Source organism: Rhodococcus sp. YH1, assembly GCF_009939605.1.
Taxonomy (GTDB): domain Bacteria; phylum Actinomycetota; class Actinomycetes; order Mycobacteriales; family Mycobacteriaceae; genus Rhodococcus; species Rhodococcus aetherivorans.
In genome coordinates this window covers 1-15,119 of sequence record NZ_WVTE01000213.1, presented here as the reverse complement: position 1 = coordinate 15,119, position 15,119 = coordinate 1, and the positions used below count along the sequence as shown (strand labels likewise).

Below are 15,119 nucleotides of genomic sequence, written 5' to 3'. Positions count from 1 at the left end.
CGCCGCTCCACGCCCTTCCAGGCGTCTACCGCGATGGCAGGCTGTCAGCCAGCGTCCTGCTGGCCGTCATCTTGCGAGCGGACGAAGTCATCGAAGAACTCCTGGTCGGCCGGAGAGTTGCAGTCGTACGGGCGGGATCGGCCGTTGCCTGCCTGCATGTCCATCTGATCCCGCAGGGCAGCCACCCGCTCGGAACTCGAGATCCCAGGGGTTGCCAAGATGTCGAGGTTCTTCCGATTCTCGTAGACGCCTGGGGTGATCTGCGCGAAGGACTCGCACAGTCGCTGTCGCTCCTCTTCCGGGCTCGGCCCTTGGGGCGATGAGCTGCATCCCACCGCGACGAGACCGACCGCCGCCGCCACCCACATCCGCTTTCTCATGGGGCGAATCATGTCAGACTCGCGCACAGCGCAGCAGAGCCTGTCGCACTTACCGTCCGACGAGAAGCCGCTTCAAATCTGCGGCGCTGCTGATCTTTCGTTCGCCCGACTCCGGCGCATGGGCGGCGACTGCGTCGGCGTATTGCCTGCGCCGAAGCTCGGCGATGTCCGCCGGACGCAGGGCCACCGGCGGTATCAGCGGCATCGGCGGTGGCCTGCGGCCGCTGCGACGTTGCATCTCCCGTTCCTGTTTGACCTGGGGATCATTCGGGTCGGTGATCCAGCTTCGGTACTCGCTGGTGAGCCAGTAGTCGATCCGGTCGACGAACATCGCGAGATTCTCGGCGTCGCGGCCGGCCTGAGCCTCGCGTTCGGCGGCGTCGAGGATCAGGCGGCCGCAGTCGCGCCAGTCGAGTTCTCGGAGCGCTCGGCGGAGGTCGAGGCCAAACCATCGGCGACAGCCTGTGAGAGCACCGCGCCAGCCATCCTCTCGGAGGAGGGAGGCGAGAGCGGCCGCAATTCCCCCTCCGACAGCCCGGAAAGGGAGATGACCTTGTTGAGCAGGCGCGCGACGATGGTAGACGGGAGGTCAGCGACCGCGTCCCAGATCTGCTGGCCCTTGCCGTCGGTGATGAGATCCAGCGCGTCGCGCAACTCGTTCTTGGCGACGAGAGCGTGGAATCGTGCGGCCTCGTCGCCGGTGTAGGTGCACCGAACTTCGGCGTCCACCCCACGCAGGGTGATCGGCTGCGGAGCGCCGCCGTCGATGGCGAGTTCGGTGAGGATGTCGAACCGCTCCACCGCAGGCTCCGGAGCGGAAACCGGAGCCTCACGGTGGGCGTTCTTCTTCGGGGTGCCGGACATGGGGTGTAGCTCCTATCAGGGGGTGGTGACGAGGGGGTTGAAGTCGGTCAGCGGGACGACCTCGCTCAGCGCAAGGAGCTCGAACTCGAAGCCGTCGAGCGTCTCACCGCCGAACACCCGCGGGGGCGGGGTGGCCAGGGTGGCCTTCTCGACGTAGAACCCGGCGCTGCCGGTCTCGTCGACGACCCGGAACAGGGCGGCGAACTCCTCGTCCTGGCCGGGGTTCCAGCGGAAGATGCCGGAGCTGGTGCCGATCTCTTCGATGGTGCCGCCCTGCAGGGCGGTCAGCGCGGTGGCCTTGGAGAAGTCGACGGCCCGGAACTTGATGCGCTCCTCGAGCACGCCCTTGACGTACTTGTACGGCGACGTGCGCCGGTTCCAGACGGTGAGGGGCTTGAGGTCGCGCTTGGGGTCGACGTTGAACCCGGCCTCGACGCCACCGAAGGCGTCCCAGTTCACGACCGGGCTCGTGCCGCTGGTGACCGTGGCGGCGAACGGGTCGGTGGGGATGGCGGTGCCGGCCGGGGCGCGGAAGATGTCGCCGTCGAGCCAGACGAATGCCTTGTTGGGATCCGCGAAAGTGCTCACGGGTTACCTCCTGAGGTCAGCTCACCGGCGGTGAGCAATGGAAAGTCCCGCCCAGGGCGTGTCCGGCAGGCACCCCGGGGCGGGACGAATGAGAGACGCCGAGTGGCGTCAGGCGGGGTTGATCCGCATCTTCAGTTCGGCGCGGATGGTCGCGCGGAACAGCGGAAAGTCCGGTCCGCGTTTGACGTCGGGCGGAAAGGTGATCGGCCCGTCCACCCACTTGCCGGACCAGGCCGCGTTGCGGAACCGGATGGTGCGGGCCTTCCCGATGAGTTCACCGGCCAGGGCTGCGATGTTCCACGCGACTTCGTCGGGATCGATGTTGCCGCCGAGGATTTCCAGCTTCGGCACCCACGCGTCGACCTGGATCATCGGGCGGCGCAGCATGGGGTCGCCGCCGACGTTGCCCGGCGAACGGATCGTCACGCACGGGCCGGTGATCTCCTCGGGAAGGTCGCGGGTGGCGATGTTCTCCGCAGGGACGAGTGCGACGAACCCTGGCTGCCCGGTGAGGAATGCCCGGGCGGCGCCGGGCGCGAACGGCATGGCCATCGACTATCCCCCTCTCGGCTGCCAGCCGGAGTAGCGGCCGTACTGGCGTGCGGCGTCGGTCACCGACGCATGGGCCGGGGTGTCACTGGTGCCGTACTCCTTGAAGATCGACTCGTCGTCGTTGTCGACGACGAAGACGCGGTCTCCTTGGACCTCGACGTCGATGCCGTCCCGGTATTCGCCGGTGTAGACCGGCGCAGCAGAGCGTGCGTCGGCGGCGGCTTTGCGGGCGATCTCGACCCTGCCGTCGAACGAGAGCGCGCGCGCTTCCCTGCGGGCGCGATCGCCGTAGACGGTGATCCGATTCGCCACGACGTCAGGACTTGCCGTCGGACTTCGCCGCGGCGCCGGTCGTGGTGGCGCTCACCGGCTTCGCCTTCTTCGCCTCCTGCGCGCTCAGGTGCTGCTGGTAGGCCTTCGAGTCCTCGGACGCCCAGTGGGTGTTGCCGGCGTCGTCGGTGTAGCTGACGATCTTGTTGGTGGGTTTCTTCGCTTCGGCCATGTCTGGCTCACTCCTTCATGTCGGATACACGGCGCACGTTGGCGGCGATGTAGGCAGGTCGACGCGAGCCCCGAGCCGGGCGCCGTACTCGCGGGGTGCCTTCGATCTGGTAGATGACGTTCTGGTCGTCGCGGAACCGGTCCCGCCGGCCGGGGAGGACCGGGATGCCGGGATCGAGCAGCAGGAGGTACGACGACACCACGTGCCCGGCTTCGAACTCGGTGTTGCCGGCATCGACGGATGCGGCGGAGAGCTGCCGCTGTTGCAGCAGCCCGGTCCAGTGGATCTCCGTCGGTGGGGACGGGATGCGGTTGCCGGTCGAGTCGTCCTGCGTCGGTGGGTTGTCGACGAGCAGCGTCCACGACTCGGGTAGGCGGTTCATCGGCCGAGCCGAATCGTGAAGGCGCCACCGGCGGCGGACGCGTCCGGCTCGGGGGCGAGCGACGCCATCTCCTCGTCGGTGAAGTACACCAGCCCTTGGTCCGGGTCGGCGTAGGTCGTCTGGATCTCCGGGTACTGCTCGGAGCGGACGCGTGTTCCGACGCGCAGGGCATCGAATGCCCTGTGCACGACGGTGACCAGGATTCCTCGCACCAGCCCGATTCGGAGGGTGCCGTCGGTGATTCTCTCGTCGATGTCGCCGATGACTGCGCGTGCGGCCGGGGTGCGCAGCTTCTCCGATGCGAGTTCGATCAGCGAGTTGACCTGGATGAGCTCGGGCCCGGCCAGGGTTTCCCCCAGCCGGGCCTCGACGTCAGTCGTCTCGACGAGCGTCTGCAGCGGCGCGGTCATGCACCGTCACCGGTGCGATCGACCGCGAACCCGGCGGCCTCGATGCGGGCAATGATCTCGTCTCGGGTGGCCTCAGCGTCCTCTGGGGACGCAATGCCGAGAGCGAGGGCGTACTTCTGCCACTCCTTCACCCCGGACCCCTTGCCTGTGCGTGGGGGCGGGTCCGGAAGCGGCCGGGACACGGTGGCGGGCTGCGCCGCGCCGACCTGCACCCATCCCTGGGACAGGTACCGGTCGGCGACGTCGTCAGCTACGGTGATCGACCCTCCGCCGTAGGGGAGCCGGAGGGTGATCACGCGGGGGTGGCTCCGGTGATCCGGACGAAGCGGTTGACGTCGCGCACGGCGAAGCCAACCTCGACCTCGGCGCGCACGGCGAACATGTTGCGCTGCCACAGGTTCAGCGCGGTTCCGCCGTCGTTGAGGGTGGCCTGGTCGGCGATGTCGATGCGGATGCCCTCGACGTAGCCCCACACCGCGGAGCTCCAGTCGCCGCCGAAACCGATGGTCTCGGGGGTGCCGGGCGAGCCGGCGGCACCGGCCTTGTACGCGTTCGGGGTCTTGAACACGGGGCGGGCCAGCATGTTGCCGACCGAGCCCTGCGTGGTCACCGAGTCGATGAAGATCGGGCGCTCGTTGCCGTCCTTCGCTCCGAGCGCGGCGATCTCACCCTGACCGGACAGGGCCCATGCGGTGACGTCACCACCGTTCGCGGCGACCGCCCCGAGACCGGCGAGGATGCCGTCGTAGAAGTTGGTGGAGACCGACGCGGTGGGCGCACCAGCGAGGGTGTCGAAGCCGGACCCGGGGGACGCTGCGAACCCGAGAGCGGTCTGGTCGAACGTCTTCGCGAGCGCACCGGGCAGACGCTGCACCAGCGCGTTGTACAGGCCCGGCAGGTCGCGCTTGAACTGGTTCGAGAAGGGCTCGATCACCGCGAGGGTGTAGCCCTTGATGTTCTTCGACCCGAAGGTGGACCGGCTGACCGGCTTCTCTTCGGTCTCCGCGGTCCACGCGGCGACCGGGTCACCGGTGATGATCGGCACGTCGACGCCACCACCGGGCAGGGGGATCTGGCGGCACAGCTGCTGCACGATCGACTGGTTCTGCGTGTTCTGCCAGATCTCGTTCGAGACGGTCTTGGGCAGGACGATTCCGCTGGTGCCGCGGTTGATGTTCGAGGGAGCCATGATGGACTCGCGTCCTTTCAGTCAAAAGGGGTGGATCAGGAGAGGAGCCGGCCAATCGCGGACTCGAAGTCCTGCTGCGGGGTGGCCTTGCCCTTACCTCCGGCTCCTTGCGAGCGGTCAGGCTTCGGGCTCTTCGAGGCACGTTGCGTGCCGTCGGAACTGGACGCAGCGAGGTAGGGCTTGCGTTCCAGAAGATCGGTGATCGCGGCGGCGATCTCGTCCTGGTCGACATCGCCGTCGTCGTCGACCTCGAAGTCGTCGAGGTCGAGGAATCGGAAGGCGTCGGCCGGGTCGGACAGTTTCCCGGCGGCGGCGGCGCGCACCTCTGCCTTGACGATGCGGGCGTTCGCCTTCGCCAGTGCCGCGGCGTCGGCCTGGCGCTGCGCCTGCGCGTTCTCGTCGTCGCCGGTTTCGAGTTCGGCGACGCGGCTCTCGGCGGCGACGCGCTTCGCCTTCTCCGCCTGCCACTTGGCTTTCATGGCGTCGAGGGCCTTCTTGCCCTTGTCGCCGAGCTGGTCGGCGCCGTCGGGGTTCTCGTCGTCGTCCTCCCCGGTGTCCGTATCGACGTCGACGTCGGAGTCCTGGTCTTCGTCGCCGACACCGTCGGTGCCAGCCTCGTCGTCGTTGTCGACGGCGTCGCCGTTCGGGTGGCCGTCGCCGTCACGCATCGGGAACTTCCGCGATGCCAGACCGCCGCGGGTGAACTCGACACCGGGGATCATCCAGAGGGGAAGACGAGTGTTCTTCATGGGAGTGGTCTCTCCTTGCGAGAGGTCGGTCCCACCCGTTGCGGGCAGGGGAATCGGGGCATGACACAGGGCCACGAAGCGGAATGCCGCAGTTCGGGGTCCTCTGGGTCGGTGGGTGATTCGAGCGGGAATCAGGTCATGTAGCCGTACAGTTTCAGCAGCCGGATCGCATCGGCGCGGTCGTCGGCGAGTCGTAGGATCGACTCCGGCATCAGCCGCGGCGCCCGGGCTTGGAAGTACCGTCCGGTTCGGACGTCGGTTTGTCGTTGCGCGTACCCGGCGCGGCTCATCGCCCGGTAGGCGACACCGCGGCGGGTGATTCCGGCGGTGGTGGTCTCGACCATCTGCCCGTACACCTCGGTGCGGGACAGTCGGCCCTTCGGGATCCACCCGGCGAGGTTCGTCTGTGCTGTCGACATGCCGGAGCGGGCGTTGACCACCTGGTTGATGTCGGCGCCCTCGCGGATCACCTCGGCGCCCGCCTTGGTGAAGATCCGGTCCTGCTCGGACGCAGGGAGGCTGTGGAAGTAGCGGTCCGGGTCGATCCGCAGGTCCCCTGCCATCGACTCGCGGGACGGAATGTGCCGGCAGTCGCATCCAGGGTGGCGCAGGAACCCGCGGTTGTAGCGGTAGAACCGTCCGGCGAGGATCACGCACCGGGAGCACGACGGCGGGTTGAGCATCCGCACGTACCCGACGCCCGGCCGGGCGGCGACACCGACCGATTCGACGGCCCGCCCGGTGTCCGATATGAGGGTCTTCACCGCAAGTTCGAGCCACCGCCCACCGGTCTCGAGAGCGACAGTCTCAGTGGCGCCCGCGGTGATGGCGCGTTTCGCGGCGATAGGGCCGCCCGCGAGCAATGCGTCGACGGGGCGTCCGTCTCCGGTCACCCCGACGACCGCGTCCGGCACGATCGCCCCCTCCGGCGCGACGTCGATGTTCAGGGCGTCGACGACCTCGGGGATGAACGCGGCAGACCGAACTGCGATGCTCTCCTGCGCCTGCAGGACGGACATCAGCAAGATCGGTTCGATCATCTGCCACGAGGCGTCGAAGTCACTGCCCATGCGCCGCCACAGCCGGCGGATCATTATCACCAGGGCGGCGGTGGTGCGCTGCTGGTCCGCCCAGTAACGCCCGGCCTCAGGCGGCAGCATTGCCACCGGTCACATCGTTGAATGTGCGCGTGATCCGATCCAACTGCGGGTCCTCCATGTCACGCGCCCGCATGTCCTTGAGTCGCTCGATCTCCGTCGGCGACTTCCCGAGTTCTTCCCAGGCCGCCTCGGCGGGGAGGAGGGACAGGCCGCGGCCGTCGGTGGCGGTGTACTGCTTCACCACCGCGTCGGTGCGCTGCGCCACCGTCGGGGTCGCCGCGTCGTACCACAGGGACTCGAGACCGTCGAGCGGGTCGGCGTTCGCGCCATCCCGGATCTTCACCATGATGCGGAGCGTTTCGACGGCCGCATGACCGAGGGCCTGCTGGTCCATCTCGGCGGACTTGACCAGCTTCGCCTCACGCGAGCGGATCGCATCGGCGGATGCTGCATCGTCAGCGGAAAGCCCGAAGTAGTTCGGCGGCAGAGACGACACACCCGACGCGAGCCGGGCGTACAACTCAACCATCCGCTCGAAGTTCGACATGTCCGACGACGACAGGTTGCCGACCTTCGCGTCCTGGTTGGCCAAGCCCCACACGGACCCGAAGTACGCCTCCCACACCGGCAGCGGATTGCCGTCCTGGTCGACGAAGTCGCCCTTGGTCACACCCAACGCGTACCGCTGCGGCACCGCGTGTGTTTCCTGTGCAACCTGCGCGTTCGTGATCACCCGGGCCGCTGAGTCAGTGATCGGGATGACGTCAGCCATCGCCGACACGCCCTGACCGGTGCGATGCGAAGGGATCTGCGTACGCCGCCGCCGGAACGTCGGCACCACCGGCACCACGCCAAGGTTGTGCTCGTCCTTCTCATCGATCGACCAGCCGCCACCCGACGACGACAGATAGACCGTCTCCTCCGGCAGGTACAGGGTCGAGGCGGTAGGCTGCCCGTTCTGCACGTCGTACAGACGCAGCGCCGCCGACACCTTCCCGGTGCGCGGATCACGCTTCGTGATCACGTTGCGCGGCGACTCCACCGTCACGATCGGCGTCGACGGGTCATCCTCGTTCGAGCCGATGCAGGCGTAGGTACGTCCGAATATCTGGTAGTCGGCACGCGCCATCGAGGACTGCTCGACCATGCGGGCCCGCTGCCACATATTCCACAGGTCCTGCGCCCGTCCATCGGCCCCCGGCAGCCGGAACCCCTTCTGCTCGAGACGCTCGTTCACACCATCGACCGCGATGCGCGGCCAGTTCACGATCACCGTGAACTGCAACAGGTCCGGCGGAATCGCCAACCCGAGCTGCTGCAAGGTCTGCTGCCCGTCGTAGTACTTGTCCAGCAACTCGAAATCGGGCGCCAGCTTGTTCAATTCATCCGAGAGGGAATCGAAGACCTTCTTCTGGTCATCGCCTAGCTCTGCCATCTCTTCACCCCCTCATCGGAACACGATCACTCGTCTGTCCACTGCGGATTCCTTCGCCCATCCGGCCTCGCGGGCATCGGATGCGGCCTCGTGCGCCAAAATGGACGCCATCGCGGCGTCGATCTTCTGGTGGTCGGCGGGCTTGCCGAGGATGTACTTCTGCCCCGGCTTCGCGACCTTGCGGGCATTGGCGATATGCACCGCGGTGATCGGGCAGCCGTCCTGCGAGATGCGCCCGGTGGCGAGGTCTGTTTCGAACCGGCGGATCGAGTCGTACATCTGCCGAATCCGGCTCGTGGCCCACTCGAACACATGCTCGTCGCCGTGCCGCAGCGCCCAGTCCCCGATCTCCGACCGCCAGTCCTGCGGGTCGCAATACATCCGCGACACCTCGAACCGGTCGAACAGCTCATCAACCGCGGCATCCACCTCGCCCCGAGGGATCTGATCACCCCACTGCGCCGGATCCCAGATCGTCGGCCGCTTGTCCGGCCCGTACCGGGGCGTGAAGATCAGCCCGTCGATCGTCTCCGCCTTGATGGCGGTGAAGTCGTTGTTCTCCGAACCGTCGAAGCCCAACGAGATGCGGGTGCCGGCCGGAGGTTCAGGCAGCCACAGCATTCGCCCACCGGTCCTCCCACAAGCCGTCACGCAGCCACGAACCAGCGCCGTACACGATGCGGTTCCCGAAGAACCGCTCCGCCTCCGACGGGTCCTTCTCGATCATCTCGTTGACCTCGGCTTCGATGCCGTCGAGGTTCTTCAACGCCCACGGCACACCCGCATAGTTGAACTGCAGGATCCTGCGGCGCTGACGCTTGTCCTTGAACGACCAATCGGCCGGCGGCAGCCGGAAGTCCCGGTTGATGTCCTCAGCGGAGGATTCGAAGGTGCGCTGCGCGACACTGTTCTCGGACGGATCCCACGCATTCGTCGTCTCGATCGCCCGGCCACCCATACCGGCCAGACCACGACGCTGCGTGCGCGCCGTCTTCGTCATACCGTTCGAGTCCGTCCAGATGCCGGTCTCGTCCTGCGGCACGAACGTCACACGCTGGCCCAGACGCGAGGTCGCCTTCGAGGTCACCACGTCGATGCGGCCACCACCGGGCAGACGGATGAACTCCTCACCCGTGCGGGGAATGACCTCCGACAACGGGCCCCGGTCGATCATCGGCCGCAACGCCCCATAGGTGTTGTCCGTCTGATCTTCCGTCGTCGCCGTCACCTGGATCAGCGGAGTCGGCCACGGCCGGCCCATCGGCTCACCCGGCTCGTACTCGTACACCCAGCCGCAACTACAACCGTGCTGGTTGCAGCGGTAGAGCTCCCCGCCCTCGGCGAAGCCGTCGAACAGGACCGGCCCGACACCCTCGGCGCACACGAACGCGGCGATCAGCGGGGACTTGCCCCACTTCTGCGCGCGAACCAACTGCGAGCGGCGATAGACGAACGCCTGCGCCAACTCGCCACGCTTGGCGGTGGGGCGGATCGCGTAGTGGTTCTGCACGAACGTCAGCTGCTCGGGCACCAACTCCAGCATCGTGCCGGCGTCGAACCCGTCCGGGACAGCGCAGTGCTGCTCGATCCAGTCCGGGACGACGTCGAGGGTCAGATCAGGAGGCCTCATCGGACCTCGCGGCCTTGCGGCGCTCACGAGCCGACATTCGGCGCTGCGACTTCGGTGCCGTGTCCTCGTCCGGCTCCTCCGGGACACCGATGCGGATCATCGCATCGGACATCGCCTTGTGCGTGAGCAGGAGCGAGTCCATCTGCTGGCGCACCAGGTTGCGGGCGCCGGCCGATGCCTCCGAGGCCATCGACTCGACCAGGTGCCGCACATGCAGTGCGACCTCGATCTCCATGCCGTTCTCACGCCAGATGATCGACTGCGGCTTACGCCAGTACGTCTCCCACATCTCCGACTCCGCCACCGACATCTCCGGCAGCGGGCACGGTGGCGCTTCGGCCTCCGGGGGTTCGGTCGGCAGCGTCCGCCAAGACCCCTGTTTCTGCGACATCGCAGACCGCAACGAGTTCGGATCCTTCGCCGGGCCGGAGCGGGTGCGCGAACCTCCAGACGTCATTCGTGATCACTCCTCAGTGGGGCATTGCGCCTCCCGAGTTGGGCCGGCCTTGCGCCGGTCCGGAAAGTTTTGAACCCGCCGCGGACTTTTTTGCCCTTACCCGCGGTCGGGGAGAGTGGGTGCGTTGGGGGTCACCCCCTCCCCCTGCCCCTCAGGTGTGGGTTCGGCGGCCGGCGGTGGCTCGGTTGCAGGCCGAGTGTTCGGGTCCGAGGTAGCGGCTGCGGTCATGGTCGTCGTGTCCGAGGTCCCAGGGCTGCCCTGGTTGGATGGTCCGGCCGCATCGGGCGCAGCGGGTGGTGCCGGCCTCGACTTTGGGGCGCCATGCTTCGCGTAGGTTGCGGTGGGCTTGGCCGTAGCCTCGTGCGGTTGAGGTGCCGCGTCGCCGTTCGGTGTCGCGTCGGTGTTGTGCGCAGCGGGCCTCGGGCTGGATGGCGGGGCAGCCGGGCTCGGTGCATACGCGCTTACGGGCCCTGCTCATCGGACGAGCCTGAGCAGTCGGACGAGCAGGGCGAGCCAGGGCTTGAGTGCCATCAGCCTTGCATGTCCTCGACCGTGGCGGCGGGGCGCACGTCGATGACGAGGCTGTCGCCGACTGGCTTCCAGCTGCGGATGACGCCGTGCAGCATGTGGACGGGCCGGCCCTCGGGTGGGTTGAGGTCGCCGATGAGGACGAGGTACTTGCGTGGCCCGGCGGCGCTGAGGCGTGCGGCGAATTCGGAGGTGGCGGGGATGGTGATGGTGATTCCGCCGTCGACCTGTGAGGTGGCGTCGGTGAGGGTGGTCCACTGGCCGGTGCCGGCTTCCTTCACCTGGATGTCGTCACTCATCGGCTCGTGCCTCCTCGGTCTTGGTGAGTAGCTGCTGCACGACGTCGGCGTGTGCGCGTGCCTTGGTCGGGGCCTGGGCGTAGACGCCGCAGGGGTGCGAGGCGACCCAGCTTCCGTCCCGGCCCTGTGAGGTGACGATCTTCTCGGGGTCGTAGAAGTCCTCGGGGTCCGGGGTGGGCCAGGTGCCGTCGGGGTTGCGTTCGATGTGGATGCCGAGGTCGCCGCTGGGACCGTTGGGTGTGGGCACCCAGCGCTTGGTCTCGTGTTCGGAGTGGAAGCGCCAGCCGCAGTCGACGAGGTATTGCGCCATGCGGGCGGATTGGTGGATCTCGACGCGGGTGGGGTCGGCGACCTTGCGTTCGCCGATCGTGTGTTCGGGCAGGTGCAGGACTGCGAGGAAGTCGGCGAGGCGCTTGACCTCGGGATCGAGCTCGGCCTCAGCCGCCCGTGCGGCCACGGCACCGGAGAGGCTGTCACGGATCCAGTCGAGGTACTGCGGGGTGACCCACTGGCCGGGCGAGTTGGGGTTCTCCACGTAGCCGGGTGGGGGTGTTTTGCCGCTCGGGCGGAAGTGGACTTCTTGCAGGACTTCCTTGCCGTCTTCGCGTGGGGTCACCCTGTGGGTCCTTGTCTTGTGGGGTGTGGGATGTGGTGTCTCGCCCCCACACAGCTTCGTCCGCCGTTTTCGATGGTTCTTGCGGGAGCGTGTGTGGGGGCGAGAGTTGGGCGCCCCGACTCGACCGGGTGATCAGTCGCGGGAGTCGGGGCGGGCTTGTGTGGGTGTGCACGTCAACGGTTTGTGGGTGCACGAAACTGTGTGGGGCGCAGTGATTCTCGGGCGGGATTGTGCGTTATGGTGGCGGGAGCGTCGAATCCGGCGTGTCGGTTACTGCAGTTAGGGGATCACGTGTCCATGACCCAGCATCACTTCACTATCAAGGCGCCGTCGCGCACTCCGTTCGAGGATGTCGAGAACATCGCTCTGCGGGACGAGGTGTTCCCTCGCATGCAGCGTGAGGGCAAGTCGGGGTATGCCGACCTGATGGTGACTGGTCGTACGAGCATCAGCGGGGAGCCGGGGATGTCGAACTTCCGGGGGTCGTACAAGATGTAGTCGCGTCTGCGCCGGGGACCCGGTCTCGGGTGCCCCGGCGCGACGGAAGGTCGGACCGCGCACGTCCTAGGAAGCGGGCCCGCGTGACGGTTTCGCGCCTGTTGGCCCCACCGTCAATGTTTGTATGCCGTCGATGGCCGTGGCGATCGGCGGCATTGCGCGGAGAGCGGCAGAGTCGAACTGCTGGCAGTTACGCCCGATCGGTTTTCGAGGCCGGCCCGCCACCGCTGGCGGTTCACTCTCCTGGTGCCCGATGTCTGCGGGCAAGAGATGACCGAGCACGCACATGCTTCCCTGGGTCATCGTGCGCACGCCCTGTTGATTCAGGTATTGCCAGCCGCCCCTGGTGCGGGACTGGACTGTCGGTCTATGCAGATGCGCCAGGACTTGAACCTGGAACCGGCGGCTTTGGAGACCGCTGCTCTGGCCATTGAGCTACGCACCCATGCCCGCGCTTTGTGAGGCCGTGCGCAGGAACGGCGGCTAGCGCCTACCCCAGCCAACTGGGCTGGATCAGCACTGGTTACCCGACGCCTGCCGTAGCTGTGAACGTCGGGCCGTCCCGCGGCGGCCGTACCGGCACGGGATCGTTTGCTGGCCTGTCAGGACTCGAACCTGAAACCGGGCGGTTAACAGCCGCCAGCTCTGCCAATTGAGCTACAGACCAAAGGTGGCAGGGGGATGTCCAGTCCCCGCCGAGCGTCGACCTCGGATTCGATGTAGTCGCTCGGGCCACGACGATGCAGCTACGCACACGGTGTCCGCCCGCCAGGGCTTCGCCTCACCCACTTGGGCGTCGGTATCCCGCTTCGTCGTGCACATTGCGCGCGGTCGAGTACGCGAACTCTCTGTCACTGCCAGCGTCGGGAGCTACCCGACGCTTTGTCGCCATGTCAGGAATCGAACCTGCGTCCACCCGGCGCACCCGAGGAGCTCTTCCATTGAGCTACAAGGCGGAAAACCAGCCCATTCCTTGAATGGATGGGCTGATCGATTGGCGATAGCCTATACCACTAGGCGTTACACCCAGTCAATAGTGGTAGCAGCCCAGGTCATGCCGCCTTCCCTGCGGCGCAAGCCAGCACCTCCCCCAATAGGTACAACGTGCTGCCGTCGAACGTGTACTTGCGGATCTTGCCGCGGGTCGCCCACACGCGGATGGTGGAGGCCTTCACGCGCTCCCCGGTCTGTGCGGTGAGTTCCTCGAGTTCGACAGCGGTGCCCATTTTCTGCGTGACCGCGGCCTTCACCAGCGGCGACACCTCGGCCGGCGCGTCCGCGGGCCCGTCGATGACGGCGCGGGCGGTGGCGTACTCGTCCAACAGCCGCTGCTCACGCTCCACCCCGAACCCGTCGGGGTCGTGGCGGTACATGGCCGCGAGCCAGTCCGCGGCGAGAACAGCGGTGTACGTCCATCCGGGGGCATCATCCGGGAAGGTCGGTGCCGACAGTTTGAGTTCGATGACTTCGCGGTTGAGGCGGTGGGTGAGCCGGCGGACAGTGTCGAGTGCGTGGGCGTTGATGGGGAGGTGTGCTGCGCTGTGCCCGGATGATCCGATGCGGGGTCCGCCGCGGACGACGGGGGGTGTGGTGACGAGTGCGTTGAGATTCGCGAGGATGTCTGCGGTGGAGTTGAGGTCGTCGAGGAGGGTCACGCGGCGGCTCCTTCCAGAAACGCGCGGAGGGCGTCCCGCACGTAGTCGGGCAGGGCGTCAGGGGTGGCGAGTGTGAGTAGTTCGCGTTCGGTGGCGACGATGGTCCATTCACCGGCGACGCTGTCGTAGTGCACTTCGGAGACGATTGCGTGGGTGCGGACGGGGAGCGGGTGCACAGTCGCAGTCATTCGGCCACCCGCTCTGACTGGAGCGGCGAGTAGCTCCCGCCCTTGATTGCCTGGACCGTGTCGCACGGCCACGCTGTGCGGCACTCCGGGCAGTACCAATTCAGGTACGCGTCCACCGCTGAGCCCTTGTTCTGTGGGTACGGCGGGGTGTGCAGCTTCCACACCGCATCGACCTTGCCTTCGGCGCGGATCGTGCAGTCTGCGAGCCGCTCGATCTCGGCCCTGTTGGCGTTCGCAGTGCGCTCGACCTGAGCGCTGGCGTATGCGGTGGCGGTGCGTTTGGTGGTGAACGGCCACTTCATTCTGTGGACTCCTTCTCGAGTCGCTGGATCTCGCGGGCTACGTACCAGGCGGCCTTGCGTAGGTCCTCGAGTTCCTTCGCGCGGAGCTGTTTCGCTTCGAACGCGGGCATCCCGAGGTCCAGGCCCTTCTTGCCGGCGCGGGCGAGGTACTTGACGGCGTTGCCGCGGTTGAAGGTCAGGTTCTCGGTGATGTCGATGACTTCGGCGCCGTTGGAGAATCCGGTGTAGTGGCTGGGGTGGTTGACCGCATCATGCACAGCGTCCTGCCGGTCCCATTCCTCTGCCGGATCCGCTCCCGGATCCCCTCCCCGGTAGCCGGTCACGGCTTCCCTGATCTTCTGCGCGTTTCCCGGGCCGCCGACGAGCGAGACGGGGTCGATGCCGGCGGCGTCGAGTTTGTCGGGCTTGGGCTTGGCGGGTGCTGGCATGTCTTCGGTGATCCATCCGCGGTCGAGGGCTTGGCCGATGGTGACGGCGCTGGCGCCCCATTGGTCTTCGCGGTGGATGGTGTTGTTGTCGAGGGCTTCACCGATGGTGGTCACTTCACATCCTCCTGCAGCGGCTTGCCGCGCTCGTCGAGTCCCTTGCTGCGCAGCCACGCCAGTCGAATTTCCTTCTCGGCCCATTCGAGGTACTCGGTAGCGTCGTGCCACTCACCGAGCCCTTCGGCTTGCTCGTGCAGATCCCGCATGAGCTTGTCAAGGCGGTCCTGTACGTCCCGGAGCTTGGCTTCGGCGCGGTCGCGTTCTTCGCTGGCCTGCATCATCTCAACGATCGAGCCCGCGCGGCTGACTC

General features: G+C 67.1%; 25 protein-coding genes and 3 tRNA genes. 1 reads left to right on the top strand and 27 read right to left on the bottom strand.

Annotated features, from left to right (window positions below; genetic code table 11):
- Positions 1–44: 44 nt before the first annotated feature.
- The 19 genes from AIIKEEIJ_RS16075 to AIIKEEIJ_RS15985 form a co-directional block, all read right to left on the bottom strand.
- Complete coding sequence (locus tag AIIKEEIJ_RS16075) at positions 45–380, bottom strand: hypothetical protein (protein WP_161996092.1); 336 nt, start codon at positions 378–380, stop codon at positions 45–47.
- Positions 381–429: 49 nt separating this feature from the next.
- A complete protein-coding gene (locus tag AIIKEEIJ_RS16070) occupies positions 430–711 on the bottom strand; it encodes a hypothetical protein (protein ID WP_161996091.1) in 282 nt (93 codons plus the stop codon).
- 56 nt (positions 712–767) lie between these two features.
- Positions 768–1,244: a hypothetical protein gene (locus AIIKEEIJ_RS16065; RefSeq protein ID WP_161996090.1), complete on the bottom strand. Its 477-nt coding sequence runs from the start codon at positions 1,242–1,244 to the stop codon at positions 768–770.
- A 15-nt stretch (positions 1,245–1,259) separates the two neighbouring features.
- A complete protein-coding gene (locus AIIKEEIJ_RS16060; RefSeq protein ID WP_161996089.1) occupies positions 1,260–1,832 on the bottom strand; it encodes a phage tail tube protein in 573 nt (190 codons plus the stop codon).
- Between the two features lie 108 nt (positions 1,833–1,940).
- Positions 1,941–2,384: a hypothetical protein gene (locus AIIKEEIJ_RS16055; protein ID WP_161996088.1), complete on the bottom strand. Its 444-nt coding sequence runs from the start codon at positions 2,382–2,384 to the stop codon at positions 1,941–1,943.
- 3 nt (positions 2,385–2,387) lie between these two features.
- A complete protein-coding gene (locus AIIKEEIJ_RS16050) occupies positions 2,388–2,696 on the bottom strand; it encodes an HK97 gp10 family phage protein (RefSeq protein ID WP_161996087.1) in 309 nt (102 codons plus the stop codon).
- Between the two features lie 4 nt (positions 2,697–2,700).
- Positions 2,701–2,886, bottom strand: a complete 186-nt coding sequence (locus AIIKEEIJ_RS16045) for a hypothetical protein (protein WP_161996086.1) — start codon at positions 2,884–2,886, stop codon at positions 2,701–2,703.
- Positions 2,887–2,893: 7 nt separating this feature from the next.
- On the bottom strand, positions 2,894–3,268 hold the full coding sequence (locus AIIKEEIJ_RS16040; RefSeq protein WP_161996085.1) for a hypothetical protein: 375 nt from the start codon (positions 3,266–3,268) through the stop codon (positions 2,894–2,896).
- Positions 3,265–3,678, bottom strand: coding sequence for a hypothetical protein (locus tag AIIKEEIJ_RS16035; protein WP_161996084.1), 414 nt, complete (start codon positions 3,676–3,678; stop codon positions 3,265–3,267). The genes AIIKEEIJ_RS16040 and AIIKEEIJ_RS16035 overlap by 4 nt, the downstream gene beginning before the upstream one ends.
- Positions 3,675–3,974, bottom strand: a complete 300-nt coding sequence (locus AIIKEEIJ_RS16030) for a hypothetical protein (protein WP_161996083.1) — start codon at positions 3,972–3,974, stop codon at positions 3,675–3,677. Before AIIKEEIJ_RS16030 ends, AIIKEEIJ_RS16035 begins: the two co-directional genes overlap by 4 nt.
- Positions 3,971–4,867 (bottom strand): phage major capsid protein, encoded by an 897-nt coding sequence (locus tag AIIKEEIJ_RS16025; RefSeq protein WP_161996082.1) that lies wholly within the window; start codon positions 4,865–4,867, stop codon positions 3,971–3,973. The genes AIIKEEIJ_RS16030 and AIIKEEIJ_RS16025 overlap by 4 nt, the downstream gene beginning before the upstream one ends.
- A gap of 35 nt (positions 4,868–4,902) precedes the next feature.
- On the bottom strand, positions 4,903–5,616 hold the full coding sequence (locus AIIKEEIJ_RS16020; RefSeq protein ID WP_202917114.1) for a hypothetical protein: 714 nt from the start codon (positions 5,614–5,616) through the stop codon (positions 4,903–4,905).
- A gap of 131 nt (positions 5,617–5,747) precedes the next feature.
- Complete coding sequence (locus AIIKEEIJ_RS16015) at positions 5,748–6,782, bottom strand: hypothetical protein (RefSeq protein WP_443217110.1); 1,035 nt, start codon at positions 6,780–6,782, stop codon at positions 5,748–5,750.
- Positions 6,763–8,151 (bottom strand): phage portal protein, encoded by a 1,389-nt coding sequence (locus AIIKEEIJ_RS16010; protein ID WP_161996081.1) that lies wholly within the window; start codon positions 8,149–8,151, stop codon positions 6,763–6,765. The genes AIIKEEIJ_RS16015 and AIIKEEIJ_RS16010 overlap by 20 nt, the downstream gene beginning before the upstream one ends.
- Positions 8,152–8,163: 12 nt before the next feature.
- A complete protein-coding gene (locus AIIKEEIJ_RS16005) occupies positions 8,164–8,772 on the bottom strand; it encodes a terminase (RefSeq protein ID WP_161996080.1) in 609 nt (202 codons plus the stop codon).
- Positions 8,756–9,781 (bottom strand): terminase, encoded by a 1,026-nt coding sequence (locus AIIKEEIJ_RS16000; RefSeq protein ID WP_161996079.1) that lies wholly within the window; start codon positions 9,779–9,781, stop codon positions 8,756–8,758. The genes AIIKEEIJ_RS16005 and AIIKEEIJ_RS16000 overlap by 17 nt, the downstream gene beginning before the upstream one ends.
- Complete coding sequence (locus AIIKEEIJ_RS15995) at positions 9,768–10,238, bottom strand: hypothetical protein (protein ID WP_161996078.1); 471 nt, start codon at positions 10,236–10,238, stop codon at positions 9,768–9,770. The genes AIIKEEIJ_RS16000 and AIIKEEIJ_RS15995 overlap by 14 nt, the downstream gene beginning before the upstream one ends.
- Positions 10,239–10,768: 530 nt before the next feature.
- Positions 10,769–11,065, bottom strand: a complete 297-nt coding sequence (locus tag AIIKEEIJ_RS15990; protein ID WP_161996077.1) for a hypothetical protein — start codon at positions 11,063–11,065, stop codon at positions 10,769–10,771.
- Positions 11,058–11,681, bottom strand: a complete 624-nt coding sequence (locus AIIKEEIJ_RS15985) for a hypothetical protein (protein WP_161996076.1) — start codon at positions 11,679–11,681, stop codon at positions 11,058–11,060. The genes AIIKEEIJ_RS15990 and AIIKEEIJ_RS15985 overlap by 8 nt, the downstream gene beginning before the upstream one ends.
- A gap of 297 nt (positions 11,682–11,978) precedes the next feature.
- Between AIIKEEIJ_RS15985 and AIIKEEIJ_RS15980 the strand changes: the two genes are divergently transcribed.
- Positions 11,979–12,179: a hypothetical protein gene (locus tag AIIKEEIJ_RS15980; RefSeq protein ID WP_161996075.1), complete on the top strand. Its 201-nt coding sequence runs from the start codon at positions 11,979–11,981 to the stop codon at positions 12,177–12,179.
- A gap of 372 nt (positions 12,180–12,551) precedes the next feature.
- Here the strand turns inward: AIIKEEIJ_RS15980 and AIIKEEIJ_RS15975 are convergent.
- The 8 genes from AIIKEEIJ_RS15975 to AIIKEEIJ_RS15940 form a co-directional block, all read right to left on the bottom strand.
- Positions 12,552–12,624, bottom strand: a tRNA-Trp gene (locus AIIKEEIJ_RS15975).
- Between the two features lie 149 nt (positions 12,625–12,773).
- A tRNA-Asn gene (locus AIIKEEIJ_RS15970) sits at positions 12,774–12,846 on the bottom strand.
- Between the two features lie 218 nt (positions 12,847–13,064).
- Positions 13,065–13,135, bottom strand: a tRNA-OTHER gene (locus AIIKEEIJ_RS15965).
- A 96-nt stretch (positions 13,136–13,231) separates the two neighbouring features.
- Complete coding sequence (locus AIIKEEIJ_RS15960; RefSeq protein ID WP_161996074.1) at positions 13,232–13,834, bottom strand: hypothetical protein; 603 nt, start codon at positions 13,832–13,834, stop codon at positions 13,232–13,234.
- Entirely contained in the window at positions 13,831–14,022 is a 192-nt protein-coding gene (locus AIIKEEIJ_RS15955; protein ID WP_161996073.1) for a hypothetical protein, read from the bottom strand. The genes AIIKEEIJ_RS15960 and AIIKEEIJ_RS15955 overlap by 4 nt, the downstream gene beginning before the upstream one ends.
- The gene (locus AIIKEEIJ_RS15950) at positions 14,019–14,324 is read right to left on the bottom strand and encodes a hypothetical protein (RefSeq protein ID WP_161996072.1); all 306 of its coding nucleotides are present in this window, start codon (positions 14,322–14,324) and stop codon (positions 14,019–14,021) included. Before AIIKEEIJ_RS15950 ends, AIIKEEIJ_RS15955 begins: the two co-directional genes overlap by 4 nt.
- Positions 14,321–14,866 (bottom strand): DUF3310 domain-containing protein, encoded by a 546-nt coding sequence (locus AIIKEEIJ_RS15945; RefSeq protein ID WP_338020966.1) that lies wholly within the window; start codon positions 14,864–14,866, stop codon positions 14,321–14,323. The genes AIIKEEIJ_RS15950 and AIIKEEIJ_RS15945 overlap by 4 nt, the downstream gene beginning before the upstream one ends.
- On the bottom strand, positions 14,863–15,119 hold a 257-nt coding region (locus AIIKEEIJ_RS15940; RefSeq protein WP_161996071.1), incomplete at its 5' end, for a hypothetical protein. The genes AIIKEEIJ_RS15945 and AIIKEEIJ_RS15940, both read right to left, overlap by 4 nt.

Excerpts from the sequence above, each read along its gene's own strand:
- AIIKEEIJ_RS16075 (WP_161996092.1), bottom strand. The coding sequence starts at position 380 with ATGAGAAAGCGGATGTGGGTGGCGGCGGCGGTCGGTCTCGTCGCGGTG.
- AIIKEEIJ_RS16070 (WP_161996091.1), bottom strand. The coding sequence starts at position 711 with ATGTTCGTCGACCGGATCGACTACTGGCTCACCAGCGAGTACCGAAGC.
- AIIKEEIJ_RS16065 (WP_161996090.1), bottom strand. The coding sequence starts at position 1,244 with ATGTCCGGCACCCCGAAGAAGAACGCCCACCGTGAGGCTCCGGTTTCC.
- AIIKEEIJ_RS16055 (WP_161996088.1), bottom strand. The coding sequence starts at position 2,384 with ATGGCCATGCCGTTCGCGCCCGGCGCCGCCCGGGCATTCCTCACCGGG.
- AIIKEEIJ_RS16045 (WP_161996086.1), bottom strand. The coding sequence starts at position 2,886 with ATGGCCGAAGCGAAGAAACCCACCAACAAGATCGTCAGCTACACCGAC.
- AIIKEEIJ_RS16040 (WP_161996085.1), bottom strand. The coding sequence starts at position 3,268 with ATGAACCGCCTACCCGAGTCGTGGACGCTGCTCGTCGACAACCCACCG.
- AIIKEEIJ_RS16035 (WP_161996084.1), bottom strand. The coding sequence starts at position 3,678 with ATGACCGCGCCGCTGCAGACGCTCGTCGAGACGACTGACGTCGAGGCC.
- AIIKEEIJ_RS16025 (WP_161996082.1), bottom strand. The coding sequence starts at position 4,867 with ATGGCTCCCTCGAACATCAACCGCGGCACCAGCGGAATCGTCCTGCCC.
- AIIKEEIJ_RS16020 (WP_202917114.1), bottom strand. The coding sequence starts at position 5,616 with ATGAAGAACACTCGTCTTCCCCTCTGGATGATCCCCGGTGTCGAGTTC.
- AIIKEEIJ_RS16010 (WP_161996081.1), bottom strand. The coding sequence starts at position 8,151 with ATGGCAGAGCTAGGCGATGACCAGAAGAAGGTCTTCGATTCCCTCTCG.
- AIIKEEIJ_RS16005 (WP_161996080.1), bottom strand. The coding sequence starts at position 8,772 with ATGCTGTGGCTGCCTGAACCTCCGGCCGGCACCCGCATCTCGTTGGGC.
- AIIKEEIJ_RS16000 (WP_161996079.1), bottom strand. The coding sequence starts at position 9,781 with ATGAGGCCTCCTGATCTGACCCTCGACGTCGTCCCGGACTGGATCGAG.
- AIIKEEIJ_RS15995 (WP_161996078.1), bottom strand. The coding sequence starts at position 10,238 with ATGACGTCTGGAGGTTCGCGCACCCGCTCCGGCCCGGCGAAGGATCCG.
- AIIKEEIJ_RS15990 (WP_161996077.1), bottom strand. The coding sequence starts at position 11,065 with ATGAGTGACGACATCCAGGTGAAGGAAGCCGGCACCGGCCAGTGGACC.
- AIIKEEIJ_RS15980 (WP_161996075.1), top strand. The coding sequence starts at position 11,979 with ATGACCCAGCATCACTTCACTATCAAGGCGCCGTCGCGCACTCCGTTC.
- AIIKEEIJ_RS15955 (WP_161996073.1), bottom strand. The coding sequence starts at position 14,022 with ATGACTGCGACTGTGCACCCGCTCCCCGTCCGCACCCACGCAATCGTC.
- AIIKEEIJ_RS15950 (WP_161996072.1), bottom strand. The coding sequence starts at position 14,324 with ATGAAGTGGCCGTTCACCACCAAACGCACCGCCACCGCATACGCCAGC.